Source organism: Aeromonas sp. FDAARGOS 1419 (genome assembly GCF_019047045.1).
In the GTDB taxonomy this organism is placed as follows: domain Bacteria; phylum Pseudomonadota; class Gammaproteobacteria; order Enterobacterales; family Aeromonadaceae; genus Aeromonas; species Aeromonas veronii.
Genome location: NZ_CP077209.1, coordinates 1,824,318 through 1,836,855, shown reverse-complemented (window position 1 = coordinate 1,836,855; position 12,538 = coordinate 1,824,318). Strand labels below are relative to the sequence as shown.

Annotated in this window: 10 protein-coding genes; 9 read left to right on the top strand and 1 reads right to left on the bottom strand. The window is 59.7% G+C overall.

Going from position 1 to position 12,538, the window contains the following annotated elements; all coding sequences use genetic code 11:
- Positions 1 to 195 precede the first annotated feature (195 nt).
- The 8 genes from I6L49_RS08155 to I6L49_RS08120 all read left to right on the top strand — a co-directional run bounded on the left by I6L49_RS08155 (position 196) and on the right by I6L49_RS08120 (position 10,556).
- A complete protein-coding gene (locus tag I6L49_RS08155; protein WP_216951162.1) occupies positions 196 to 2,433 on the top strand; it encodes an ABC transporter permease subunit in 2,238 nt (745 codons plus the stop codon).
- Between the two features lie 32 nt (positions 2,434 to 2,465).
- Positions 2,466 to 4,115, top strand: a complete 1,650-nt coding sequence (pstA, locus tag I6L49_RS08150; RefSeq protein WP_064336777.1) for a phosphate ABC transporter permease PstA — start codon at positions 2,466 to 2,468, stop codon at positions 4,113 to 4,115.
- Between the two features lie 133 nt (positions 4,116 to 4,248).
- Positions 4,249 to 5,067, top strand: coding sequence for a phosphate ABC transporter ATP-binding protein PstB (gene pstB, locus I6L49_RS08145; RefSeq protein WP_005334102.1), 819 nt, complete (start codon positions 4,249 to 4,251; stop codon positions 5,065 to 5,067).
- An 85-nt stretch (positions 5,068 to 5,152) separates the two neighbouring features.
- Positions 5,153 to 5,863 carry a phosphate signaling complex protein PhoU gene (gene phoU / locus I6L49_RS08140; protein WP_005334097.1) on the top strand — a complete coding sequence of 237 codons (711 nt, stop codon included), beginning with the start codon at positions 5,153 to 5,155 and terminating at the stop codon, positions 5,861 to 5,863.
- Positions 5,864 to 6,053: 190 nt separating this feature from the next.
- The gene (locus I6L49_RS08135; protein ID WP_005334094.1) at positions 6,054 to 7,373 is read left to right on the top strand and encodes a hemolysin family protein; all 1,320 of its coding nucleotides are present in this window, start codon (positions 6,054 to 6,056) and stop codon (positions 7,371 to 7,373) included.
- A 19-nt stretch (positions 7,374 to 7,392) separates the two neighbouring features.
- A complete protein-coding gene (locus I6L49_RS08130; RefSeq protein WP_069555291.1) occupies positions 7,393 to 7,935 on the top strand; it encodes a hypothetical protein in 543 nt (180 codons plus the stop codon).
- Positions 7,936 to 8,228: 293 nt separating this feature from the next.
- Entirely contained in the window at positions 8,229 to 9,131 is a 903-nt protein-coding gene (locus I6L49_RS08125) for a homocysteine S-methyltransferase family protein (RefSeq protein ID WP_216951161.1), read from the top strand.
- 9 nt (positions 9,132 to 9,140) lie between these two features.
- Positions 9,141 to 10,556: a basic amino acid/polyamine antiporter gene (locus I6L49_RS08120; protein WP_216951159.1), complete on the top strand. Its 1,416-nt coding sequence runs from the start codon at positions 9,141 to 9,143 to the stop codon at positions 10,554 to 10,556.
- A gap of 112 nt (positions 10,557 to 10,668) precedes the next feature.
- Here I6L49_RS08120 and I6L49_RS08115 read toward each other — a convergent pair whose 3' ends face one another.
- A complete protein-coding gene (locus tag I6L49_RS08115) occupies positions 10,669 to 11,508 on the bottom strand; it encodes a sterol desaturase family protein (protein WP_216951157.1) in 840 nt (279 codons plus the stop codon).
- 168 nt (positions 11,509 to 11,676) lie between these two features.
- Between I6L49_RS08115 and I6L49_RS08110 the strand changes: the two genes are divergently transcribed.
- Positions 11,677 to 12,468 carry an ABC transporter substrate-binding protein gene (locus tag I6L49_RS08110; RefSeq protein WP_216951155.1) on the top strand — a complete coding sequence of 264 codons (792 nt, stop codon included), beginning with the start codon at positions 11,677 to 11,679 and terminating at the stop codon, positions 12,466 to 12,468.
- The last annotated feature ends 70 nt before the right edge of the window (positions 12,469 to 12,538 follow it).

Sequence of the window (12,538 nt, the reverse complement as noted above, 5' to 3'; positions counted from 1 at the left end):
GGGCAGCGCAGGCTGCCCTTGCTGATTATAAGAATAAATATCCCTTTAGAAACAATATATTACGCTCGCCCGCTTTCGAAGGGATCCCCGCCCATTTTTCCGCTAACAACCTCTGTTAAAGCGTTCTCGATGTAACAAAACTGTCATGCAACCGCCATATAATGCCGCGAAGCCTAGCTTACATTGAGGTCTTGCATGTCATCGGAATCGTTAAACCTGGTCATGGCGGGCAGTAGAAAACGCCGGATCAAGGATAAATTGGCCAAATATGGCGTCACCACAGGCGGAGCCCTGGTACTGGTGGCGCTGCTGCTTATCTTCTTTTATCTGCTCTATGTGGTGAAACCCATCTTCAATGGCGCCTCCATGGAGCCGACCGCCTCGTTTACCCTGCCTGCCGCAGGGAAGACCGCCTGGCTCGGCGTGGAAGAGCAGAACGAGATCGGCTATCGCTTCAGCGATAAAGGGCAGGTCAACTTCTTTGCGGTGCAGGGAGATGACAAGATCAAGGTCGGCCAGTCACTGGGTCAGGCTCAGGTTGCTGGTGACATCACCACGGTAGCGACCCCGGCACCGGGCCAGCGGCTGATCGCTTACGGCTTTGCCGATGGCAAGGCGCAGGTCGTCCAGCCAGCGTTCAAGGTCTCCTATCCCAACGATGTGCGGGTGATTGAACCCAGCCTGCAATATCCCTTCGGCGAAGAGCCGGTGGTGATCGACCCGCAAGGGAAGGCACTGCAACTGATGGTGTTCGAAGCCACCAAGGACAAGATGGCGACCGCCGCCGTGACCGAAGATGGTCGTGGCGTGATGACGGTGATGAGCGGTGAGGAGAACTTCATCTCCGGGGAGATTGAGTGGAGCAGTGAAAACTACACGATTCCCTCCCTGCCGCGCCATGTGGATCAGATGTTGCTGACCCCCAATCTGCGGATCCTGTTCGTGCGCGAGGGCAATCGCCTCTCCGTCTATGACATTCATAACCTGAGCGAAATCTCCCTGCGCAACGTGCTGGAGATCAGTGCCCCCAACGCCAATGTGACCCGGGTTCAGCTGCTCTCCGGCGCCTCTTCACTGCTGGTGGGTAATGACAACGGCGTGATTTCACAGTGGTTCGAAGTGGCGAAGGATGGCAAACGCCAGTTCACCCAAATTCGTGACTTCAAGGGCGATGGCGCGGTAGATCTGCTGACTCCCGAGCACTTTCGCAAAGGCTTCATCAGTGCCGACAAGGACGGCATCATCAGTTTCTTCCATGCCACTGGCGAGACCAAGCTGCTGACCGAGACGGTGGAAGGGGGCGAACTCTCTGCCCTGGCCATCTCCCCCCGTCACAACCTGTTGCTGATGCAGCAAGGGAACAGCTTCAAGCTCTTCTCGGTGGAGAACGAACACCCCGAAGTGACCTGGTCTGCACTCTGGCAACAGGTGTGGTACGAAGGCTATCCGGAGCCCCAGTATGTGTGGCAATCCACCTCCGCCAGCAACGACTTTGAAGCCAAGCTGAGTTTGGTGCCGCTGGTATTCGGTACGCTGAAAGCCTCTTTCTACGCCATGGTGTTTGCTGTACCGCTCGGCGTGGCCGGTGCCATCTATACCGCCTACTTCATGTCGGCGGGGCTGCGCAAATACGTCAAGCCGACGGTCGAGATCATGGCGGCGCTGCCGACTGTTATCTTGGGCTTCCTAGCGGGTCTGTGGCTGGCGCCGATCATCGAGGGGGCGTTGCCCGGGGTGATCCTGCTGCTGATATTGCTGCCGATGGGGATGTTGCTGACTGCACTGCTCTGGAACTATCTGCCGGAGCGCGGCAAGTCCTGGCTGCCGGAGGGGTGGCACGCCATCCTGCTGATCCCGGTGCTGCTGCTGATTGGCTGGGGGGCCTTCGCCCTGAGCCCGCTCATCGAGAATGCCTTTATGCACGGCGATTCGCGCATCTGGCTGACCCACGAAATGGGTATCAAGTTTGACCAGCGCAACTCGCTGGTGGTCGGTATCGCCATGGGCTTTGCGGTCATCCCCACCATCTTCTCCATTGCTGAAGATGCGGTTTTCTCGGTGCCCAAGCATCTGACCCAAGGCTCGCTGGCACTGGGGGCCACCCCGTGGCAGACCCTGAGCCGGGTGGTGATCCTCACTGCCAGCCCGGGCATCTTCTCTGCGGTGATGATGGGGCTTGGCCGCGCCGTAGGCGAGACCATGATCGTGCTGATGGCTACCGGCAACACCCCCATCATGGACTTCTCCATGTTCCAGGGGCTGCGCACCCTCGCCGCCAACATCGCGGTGGAGATGCCGGAATCGGAAGTGGGCAGTTCCCACTATCGGGTACTGTTCCTCGCGGCCTTTGTCCTGTTTGTGTTCACCTTTTTGTTCAACACCCTGGCCGAGTTTGTCCGTCAGCGGTTGCGTGAAAAATACAGCTCGATGTAAGGGGCGACTCTGTAATGGACAAGGAATCGACAATGGGTAAGTGGTTTAAATCAGGGGCCCCCTGGATCTGGATGACCGGCGGTGCCGTCAGCCTGAGTCTGGTGGCGGTACTGGGTCTGCTGCTGCTGATCGGCTGGCGTGGTCTGGTCTACTTCTGGCCGCACCCCATCTATGAGTGGCAGCTGGAAGATGCCAGCGGCAACAAGAGCGTACTGATCGGCGAGATCAACGATCGCGAGCAGGTACCGGTGGAGCGACTGCGCGCTGCAGGTCTGCCACTGGAAGGGGAAGAGCGCGAGCTGCTGACCCGCTATCTGGTCAAGACCGGCAACCGCGAGTTCGTTGACCTCGATTTTCGCTGGGTGCTGGAGACGGACATCAAGTCCCAGAGCCAGCCAGCTGAGCTGGCCATGGTTGAGCGTGCCACCAACGGCAACTTCTATGGCTATATCGTCGGGGTGAAAGAGGATGGCCGCGAGCTCACCTCTGATCTGCATCCTGCCCTGCAGCGGGTGCTGGCGCGAGCCAATGCCCTCTCCGAACAGGCCAACGATCTGCAAAAAGGGGACATCGGCAGCATCAACTATCAACTGGAGCGGCTGCGCCTGAAAGAGCGCAAGGCCGAGCTGGATGACAAGCTGACCGATCAGCTCAAAGCCGAACTGGCCAGCGAGCGTCAGGCCCTCAACGATCGCTATCAGGTGCTGGAAAAAGAGCTCTTCTCCCTGCGTAGCCAAGCGGACCGCGACGCCATCACCGTCAAGGATATGCGTGGCGAGCTGGTGACCATGCCGATGTCCAAGGTACTGGACGTGGTATGGCCCAACGACATGAGCCTGCTGGCCAAGGTGGGTCACTGGTTCCACCAGATCGGCAAGTTCGTCTCTGACGATCCCCGTGAAGCCAACACCGAGGGCGGGGTGTTCCCGGCTATCTTCGGCACGGTGTTCATGGTGTTCCTGATGGCGATCATCGTGACCCCGCTGGGGGTGGTGGCGGCAGTCTACCTGCACGAATACGCGGGTAAGAACAGTCTGACCAAGATCATTCGCATTGCGGTGATCAACCTGGCGGGCGTGCCCTCCATCGTCTACGGCGTGTTTGGTCTGGGCTTCTTCGTTTACACCCTGGGGGGCAGCATCGACCGCCTCTTCTACCCGGAAGCGCTGCCGAGCCCAACCTTTGGTTCACCCGGCGTGATCTGGTCGGCGCTGACCCTGGCCATCCTGACCCTGCCGGTGGTGATTGTCTCCACCGAAGAGGGGCTGGCGCGGATCCCGAGCACCATCCGTCAGGGCTCGCTGGCACTGGGCGCGACCCAGGCCGAAACCCTCTGGCGCATCGTGCTGCCGATGGCGAGTCCGGCCATCATGACCGGCCTTATTCTGGCGATTGCCCGTGCAGCCGGTGAAGTGGCGCCGCTGATGCTGGTGGGGGTGGTAAAACTGGCACCGACCCTGCCGATGGATGGCAACTTCCCGTATCTGCATGTGGAGCGCAAGTTCATGCACCTGGGCTTCCACATCTATGACGTCGGCTTCCAGAGCCCCAACGTTGAGGCTGCCCGCCCGCTGGTCTACGCCACCTCCTTCCTGCTGGTGACGGTGATCGTGGGTCTGAACCTGACCGCTATCGGTATTCGTAACCACTTGCGCGAGAAATTCCGGTCGCTGGAGCATTAATCCGGCGCCTCTTGAGTGATACAAGAGTGAGATAACAGAGGGGCGGCCGAGCGCGAGCCGCCATCTCTCTGCACCAATACGTGAGGGGCGCCGGCAGCTGTCCGGCCACTCCAGATAGATTTTGAGGTAACAGATGATCAACGTAACGACCACGTCTACCCAGCACACCGCGCTGGACCTGCTCAACCTGACCCCGGAGCAGACCGCGCTGGAGGTGAAGGATCTCAACCTGTACTACGGCAGCAAGCAGGCGTTGTTCAACGTCAACATGAAGATCCCCAAAGGGCAGGTGACCGCCTTTATCGGCCCGTCAGGCTGTGGTAAATCGACCCTGCTGCGCTGCATCAACCGGATGAACGATCTGGTGGAGATCTGCCGCATCGAGGGGGAAATTCAGCTGCACGGCCACAACATCTATGACAAGAGCGTCGATGTTTCTGCCCTGCGCCGTCAGGTGGGCATGGTGTTCCAGCGTCCGAACCCGTTTCCCAAGTCCATCTACGAGAACGTGGTCTATGGTCTGCGCCTGCAGGGGATCAATGATCGCCGTACCCTGGATGAGGCCGCCGAGCGCTCTCTGCGCGGTGCGGCCCTGTGGGACGAGGTGAAGGATCGTCTGCATGACAACGCCTTCGGTCTCTCCGGTGGTCAGCAGCAGCGTCTGGTGATTGCCCGTGCCATCGCCATCGAGCCGGAAGTGTTGCTGCTCGATGAGCCGACCTCGGCACTCGACCCCATCTCCACCCTCACCATCGAGGAGCTGATCAACGAGCTCAAGAGCCAGTTCACCGTGGTGATCGTGACCCACAACATGCAACAGGCCGCGCGTGTGTCGGATCAGACCGCCTTCATGTATATGGGCGAGCTTATCGAGTACTCGGATACCAACACCATTTTCACCACCCCGGCCAAGAAAAAGACCGAAGATTACATTACCGGTCGTTACGGCTAAGGAGAGGAGCGAATGAACCACTACAAACAGATTGGCAGTCGGTTCAACGGCTAAGGCATAATCGGAGCAATCAAGGATTATTTGTATGGACAATATGAACCTCAATAAACACATCTCCGGTCAGTTCAATGCCGAGCTAGAGAGCGTGCGCAACCAGGTGCTGGTTATGGGCGGTCTGGTGGAGCAGCAGCTCACCGACGCCATTGCGGCGATACATGATCAGGATCTCGATGCGGCTCGCAAGATCGTGGCCAACGACCACAAGGTCAACGCGATGGAAGTGGCGATCGACGAGGAGTGCACCCGCATCATCGCCAAGCGTCAGCCGACAGCCTCCGACCTGCGACTGGTGATGGCCATCATCAAGACCATCACTGATCTGGAGCGCATTGGCGACGTGGCCGACAAGATCGCCCGCATGCTGACCGACAACGCCAACAAGCCGCAGCCGCCGCTGGTGTCGCTGGAGAACATGGGCCGTCGTACCATCAAGATGCTGCACGATGTGCTCGACGCTTTCGCCCGCATGGATCTGGATGCGGCGCTGGCGGTCTACAAGGAAGATGACAAGGTAGACCGCGAGTACGAGTCCATCATCCGCGAGCTGATGACCTATATGATGGAAGATCCCCGCACCATCCCCCAGGTGCTCAACGTCCTGTGGGCGGCGCGAGCCATCGAGCGGGTTGGCGATCGCTGCCAGCACATCTGCGAGTACATCGTCTACTACGTGAAAGGCAAGGATGTGCGCCACACCAAGGCGGACGATCTGGGCACCTTGCTGGGCAAGGGCTAACCGGAAGTGAATAAAAAGGCGCGTGAAGCGCCTTTTTTGTTGCATAACTGGTCGGAGTAAGATAAAGCCCCCAACTGGCTGTTTTCTGATAGAATACTCCCCCTGTGTGAGTCCCGGATGGGCTCACGGTCCGGTCTCCCGGGCCCAGTTTGCCGTCTTGTGCTAAGGCGGGTGTAGCAATAGGTTAATCATGAGTTTTGCCGATAGTTTGTTCTTTTTAATGCTGCTGGTTGGCGGCAGTGTGTTCTTCTCCCTCTCCGAGATCTCTCTCGCCGCGTCTCGCAAGATCAAATTGCAGGTGATGGCGGATGAAGGTAATCGCCAGGCCGAAAAGGTGCTGGCCCTGCAGGCCCAGCCGGGCAACTTTTTCACCGTGGTGCAGATTGGCCTCAATACCGTTGCCATTCTGGGCGGTATCCTGGGTGAGTCTGCCCTCAACCCCGCCATCAAGGGGATTGTCTCCCAGTTCTACCAGGGCCCCTGGCTTGGCGAGATCAGCTCCGGTGCCTCCTTCGTGTTCGTCACCGGCATGTTTATCCTGATCGCCGACCTGATGCCCAAGCGTCTGGCCATGACCATGCCCGAGCAGATTGCCGTGGTGGTGGTGCGCCCGATGCTCTTCTTCGTCACTGTGTTGATGCCGCTGGTGTGGGTTTTCAACGGGCTGGCCAACTCCCTGTTCCGTCTGATGCGCGTCTCCACCGTGCGCAACGACGAGATCACCTCCGACGATATCTATGCGGTGATGGATGCCGGTGCCGAGGCGGGGGTTATCCAGCGCGAGGAGCATCAGCTCATCGAGAACGTGTTCGAGTTGCAGTCCCTTGGTGTCACCTCTGCCATGACGGCCCGCGAGAGCCTCATCTACTTCACCCTGCAAGAGAGTGAAGAGAGCATCAAGGCGAAGATCGCCGAACATCCCCACAACAAGTTTCTGGTCTGTGACCACAACCTCGACAGCATCAAGGGCTTTGTCGATGCCAAAGAGCTGCTGATCCGCGTTATCGGCGGCCAGAGCATCGACCTGATCGGTGGCAACCTGGTGCAGAACGTCATCATCATCCCCGATACCCTGAACCTCTATGAGGCGATGGAGTACTTCAAGAATCATCGTGGCGACTTTGCCGTGGTGATGAACGAGTACGCGCTGGTGGTGGGGATTGTCACCATGAACGACCTGATGAGTACCGTCATGGGCGAGTGGGCCACCCACGTGGTGGAAGAGCAGATCGTCCAGCGCGACGAGAACTCCTGGCTGGTGGACGGGGTTACCCCCATCTCCGACGTGATGCGCGCCTTCGATATCGAAGAGTTCCCCGAGAACCAGAACTACGAGACCATCGCTGGCTTTATCATGTATATGCTGCGCAAGATCCCCAAGCGCACTGACTCGGTCAAATACGCCGGTTACAAGTTCGAAGTGGTGGATATCGACAGTTACAAGATTGATCAGCTGCTGGTTACCCGGGTCGAACCGGCTGTGGCCGAGAAGCCAGCTCAGGAATCGTAAAAGGAGCGACATAAGAGTCATGAAGATGCAGTCTCATTCCCGTGCGCTGGCCTGTGTCGCGCTCGCCCTGGCACTAGGTGCCTGTAGCCAGAGTGCGCCGCGCAAAGCCACAGTAGCAGCCAAGCCGGTAGCCCCCAAGCCTGCCGTGGTCGTGCCGCAGCCGGATCCCGATGCGGTGGTACAAAGTGGCATGGCCGAGCCGAGCCCGGTCTTTGACGAGCAGTATCACGGCCCGGATCAGGGGTCGCTGGAGTCGGTGACCGCCCTGTTTGCCCGTGGCTACATCGAGTCCGCCATGCGCGAGACCATGCTGGCGGCGGTGCACAACGACTATCCGCTGCTCGGCATGCGGGATGTGCGGTTGACCGATCCGGTCTCCAAATTCCTCACCTCCGAGCATGCGGCCACCACGGCCCATGACTACCTCTATGCGGGTGTGCAGCGTCGCCTCGGTCGTCCGCTCAGCCCTGCCCAGTGGGAGCAGATCTGGCGCGGCTTGCCGCAGCAGGGGCGGGTCTCCGACTGGGTCAAGCAGATCAAGCGAGTGCTGGCCGGGCGTTAAACTGCCAGCGGATCAAGATTGTGATGAGGCCACCTTCGGGTGGCCTCTTGCATTTCTGCGTTTGCCTCGCCGTTTGCACGCTGATTTCTGCTGATACTGATTGCCGCCCGTGGCACTTTGTTTTATCTTGTTTTGGCCATCTAAACATTCATATGTCTTTATGGCTGTATAATAAAAGGGCTTCCCAGGATGAAGCAGGACGATCTGCAGCGATTCGAGGCGAAACCGCAGATCAACAAAACAAACAGATAAATACGCAAATAAACAACGCACATAACAAAGAGACACGACAGATGGAAACCAGGGAATTGTGGGTGCTGGATGGGGGCATGGGGCGCGAGCTGGCACGGCGAGGAGCACCGTTTCGTCAACCCGAGTGGTCGGCGCTGGCCTTGATGGAGGCGCCAGAGACGGTGCGTGACGTGCATCAGGCCTATGTGGCGAGCGGGGCCAGGGTCATTACTACCAACAGCTATGCACTGGTGCCGTTTCATATCGGCGATGAGCGTTTCTTTGCCGAAGGGGAGGGGTTGGCGGCGCTGGCCGGTCAGCTGGCCCGCGAAGTGGCTGACGAGCAGAAAGGCGCCGTGCAGGTGGCGGGTTCTCTGCCACCGCTGTTTGGCTCCTACCGTGCCGACCTGTTCAAGGCGGACCGGGTGAGCGAGCTGGCGACGCCGCTTATCCGGGCGCTATCCCCTTATGTGGATATCTGGTTGGCCGAGACCATGAGCCTGATTGCCGAGCCACTGGCCCTGAAAGCGCTGCTGCCGAAAGATGGCAAGCCGTTCTGGGTTTCCTTCACGCTGGAAGATGAGGCGCCGGGCAACGAGCCGCGATTGCGCTCCGGCGAGCGAGTCGCCGATGCGGTGACCGCGCTGGTGGCGGCTGGAGTCGGTGCCATCCTGTTCAACTGCTGTCAGCCCGAGGTGATCGAGGGGGCTCTCGAGGTTGCCCGCACCCGATTGCAGGCGCTGGGCCGCGCAGACATTCGCCTCGGTGCCTATGCCAACGCCTTCCCGCCGCAGCCTAAAGAGGCCACCGCCAACGATGGGCTGGACGAGATCCGCGCCGATTTGGGGCCGCTGGATTATCTCGGCTGGGCCGAGCGCTGGCGCGCGGCCGGGGCAAACCTTATCGGCGGTTGCTGCGGTATCGGTCCCGAGCATATTCAGGCGCTGAGCAGCCGGTTGCGCTAAGGAGCTTCCATGAAAGAGAGCAAGATTGGGCTCTGGTCCCTCACCGCGCTGGTGTTCAGTTCCATGGTGGGGGCGGGGATTTTTAGCCTGCCCCAGAACATGGCCGAGGTGGCAGGCGCCCGCGCCGTGCTGATCGGCTGGGGCGTGACGGGGGGGGGTATCCTGGCGCTCGCCATGAGTTTTCTCTATCTGTCGCGGTTAAGGCCGGATCTCGACGGCGGTATCTACAGCTACGCCCGCGCCGGTTTTGGCGATCTGGTGGGATTCTTCTCCGCCTGGGGTTATTGGCTCTGCGCCACCATCGGCGTGGTGGGTTATCTGGTGATCGCCTTTGCGGCGCTGGGCAGCTTCGTCGATACGCCGGAGCAGGTCTGGTTTGGTGAGGGAAACACGCTGGCAGCGTTTGTCGGTGAGTCCTGCATCCTCTGGGCTGTGCACCTGCTGGTGGCTCGTGGCGTGCAGCAGGCGGCGCTATTCAATCTGGTGGCGACCCTGGCCAAGAGCCTGCCGCTGCTGCTGTTTATCCTGTTTGCCTGCTATTGGTTCGATCCGGTCACCTTCGCGGCGGATCTGCAGGGCAGCACTCTGGCGGTGCCGGTCTCCGAGCAGGTGCGCAACACCATGCTGATCACCCTCTGGGTCTTTACCGGCATCGAGGGGGCTGCGGTGCTGTCGGCCCGCGCTCGAAACCGGCAGGATGTGGGCACTGCCACCGTGCTTGGGGTGGTGCTGGCGCTGCTGCTCTATGTGCTTATCTCGGTGCTGGCGCTGGGGATATTGAGTCGGCCCGAGCTGGCGGCGCTACCCAACCCCTCCATGGCAGGGCTGATGGCCCAGATGACCGGCTCCTGGGGCAAGCTGCTCATCAGCGTCGGCCTGATTGTCTCGGTGCTTGCCTCCTACGTGAGCTGGACCCTCTTCTCGGCGGAGGTGCCGTTCAGCGCAGCCCGCCACGGTGCGTTTCCCGCCATCTTCCGGCGCCAGAACCGCAATGGGACGCCTATCGCATCGCTTTGGCTCACCAGCCTGACGGTGCAGACTTGCCTGCTGCTGGTGTGGCTGCTCGGCAAGGGCTACACCAGCCTGCTGCTTATCTCCACCTCGATGATTTTGGTGCCTTACCTGCTGATCGGGCTGTTTCTGCTCAAGCTCTCGTTCAGCAAGAAGGGTGAGGGCGGGCAGGGCCGCGGTCTGATGCGGGCGGTAGCACTGGTGTCGAGCGTTTACGGCTTCTGGCTGCTCTATGCTGCCGGGGTGGAGTATCTAGTGCTGTCGCTTCTGCTCTACGGGCCGGGCTTGCTGCTGTTTCTCTACAGCCGCCGTCAGCTGGGCGCAGATCTTTGCCTGAGTGGTCACGAGCGGCTGTTGGCCGGAGTGACCTTGCTGAGCCTGATCCCCGCCGTCTGGTCGTTTGCCCATCTCTGATATCGAAGATGTGACTGACCATAAAAGAGAGCGCCACAGTGGCGCTCTTTTTGTTATCAGGGACTGGTTATCAGGGGCTTGCTATCCGGGAGTTGCTGTTCGGGGCGAAGGCCTAGCGGCTGGCAGGCCCGGCCGGTTTGCCAAACAGCACCGCGAGTTTTTGTCGCCAGGGCTGGCCACGGGCGTCACGCAGCATGTCGCGCCACTCATGGAAGGTGAGGGTGAGGGGGTTGAAGCTGTGGATCGGCTTGGTGATGCCGAAGCGGCATGGCTCGGCCGGGTCTTCCTCGACAAAGGTGCCAAACAGCCGATCCCAGATGATCAGCACCCCGGCGAAGTTGCGGTCTATGTACTTGGCGTTGCTGGCGTGGTGCACCCTGTGGTGGGAGGGGGTGTTGAAGATCCACTCCAGCCAGCCGAGTTTGCCCACCACCTGGGTGTGGACGAAGAACTGGAAACCGAGGCTCAGCAGCACGGTGGCGACCACCGCCTCGGGCGGGAAGCCGATGACAATCATCGGGATCCAGAACAGCCACATGCCGGAGATTGGATACATCAGGCTCTGGCGAAAGGCGGTAGAGAGATTGAGCCGCTCCGAGCTGTGGTGCACCACGTGGGAGGCCCATAGCCAGCGCACATGGTGGCTGGTGAAGTGGAACAGCCAGTAACAGAGATCCTGTAGCAGGAAGAGCAGCAATACGCTCCAGAAGGTGAGCTCGATATCGAACAGTCGCCAGCCCCAGAGGGTGTCATACAGATAAGCAATGGCGATGGCCGCCAGCGCATCGCCCCCTTGGTGCATCAGGGCCAGGGCGGCGTTGGCGAACAGATCCCGCCACTGGTAAGTGGCGGTGGGAAAGGCCGCGCCATGTTTGCGCAGGTAGAGCATCTCCCAGCCGATAAAGGCCAGAAAAATCGGGGAGAGATAGAGCAGAAGCAGTTGCACATCCATATGCGGCCATCCATTCAGAGCAATTGCTCTCCAGCATAAAGGATGGTTTTAATATTTCATTAACATTTTTCAGCCAACGAAGAGATGGCATGAAATATGGCGCGCCAGCAGAGGAAGGCGCAGTGGATGGCTATGCTTGATGCAGGCTTTTTCAGGAGGTGCTGGCTTATGCGCGTCTGGTGTTGCTTGTTGTTGGGGTTGTGCATGATGGCGCACGCCAAGACCCGGGTCGAGATCCTGGCGGATGCCGCCTATCCCCCCTACTCCTGGCAGGAAGGGGAGGAGGTCAGGGGGATCTATGCTGACATCATCCGCGAGGTGACCTCTGCCATGCCTGACTATGAGGTGGTGCTCAAGCCCATGCCGTGGCGGCGCGGTCTGAGCATGGTGGAACAGGGGGCCGCCTTCGCCATCTTTCCACCCTACTACATGCCCGATACCCGCCCTTATATGTGGCCCTACTCCCAGCCGATGCTGAATGAAGAGCTGGTGGTGATGTGCGGCGCCAGTGTGGCGGCTAATACCCCGCAGGCCAGATTTCCGCTCGACTATCATGGTTTACGCTTTGGCATGAACGCCGGTTTTGCCGTCGGCGGCGATGCCTTTTGGCTGGCGGTAAAAGAGAAGCAGATCGACGTGGAGGAGGTGAAAAGCAATCGGGAGAACCTGCTCAAGATTGTTCGCGGCCGGGTCGATTGCACCATCAATGATCGCCTCTCCCTGCTCTATGAGTTGCTCAACATGATAAAGGCCGATCAGCTGGCGGTGGCCGATATGTCCCTGCTCAAACAGGGGCCGGTGCTCAGCAAGGAGCAGGGGTTTCTCGGCTACAGCCGCAAGGGGGAGTATCCCTACAAACAGGCCTTTATCGACCAGTTTGACAAGGAGCTCTATCAGCTCAAAAAACGTGACGGGGTGAAAGTGATCGTGGAGCGCTATCTGGGAAAGTCCCCGCGCTGAGCCGATGAGAGGGGCACTCGGGTTCAGCTGGGTTAAGCCTGCTCAGCGTGGCGCACAAGAAGAGGGACCT

Excerpts from the sequence above, each read along its gene's own strand:
- pstA (WP_064336777.1), top strand. The coding sequence starts at position 2,466 with ATGGGTAAGTGGTTTAAATCAGGGGCCCCCTGGATCTGGATGACCGGC.
- I6L49_RS08130 (WP_069555291.1), top strand. The coding sequence starts at position 7,393 with ATGAAGATGCAGTCTCATTCCCGTGCGCTGGCCTGTGTCGCGCTCGCC.
- phoU (WP_005334097.1), top strand. The coding sequence starts at position 5,153 with ATGGACAATATGAACCTCAATAAACACATCTCCGGTCAGTTCAATGCC.
- I6L49_RS08110 (WP_216951155.1), top strand. The coding sequence starts at position 11,677 with ATGCGCGTCTGGTGTTGCTTGTTGTTGGGGTTGTGCATGATGGCGCAC.
- I6L49_RS08125 (WP_216951161.1), top strand. The coding sequence starts at position 8,229 with ATGGAAACCAGGGAATTGTGGGTGCTGGATGGGGGCATGGGGCGCGAG.
- pstB (WP_005334102.1), top strand. The coding sequence starts at position 4,249 with ATGATCAACGTAACGACCACGTCTACCCAGCACACCGCGCTGGACCTG.
- I6L49_RS08135 (WP_005334094.1), top strand. The coding sequence starts at position 6,054 with ATGAGTTTTGCCGATAGTTTGTTCTTTTTAATGCTGCTGGTTGGCGGC.
- I6L49_RS08115 (WP_216951157.1), bottom strand. The coding sequence starts at position 11,508 with ATGGATGTGCAACTGCTTCTGCTCTATCTCTCCCCGATTTTTCTGGCC.
- I6L49_RS08155 (WP_216951162.1), top strand. The coding sequence starts at position 196 with ATGTCATCGGAATCGTTAAACCTGGTCATGGCGGGCAGTAGAAAACGC.
- I6L49_RS08120 (WP_216951159.1), top strand. The coding sequence starts at position 9,141 with ATGAAAGAGAGCAAGATTGGGCTCTGGTCCCTCACCGCGCTGGTGTTC.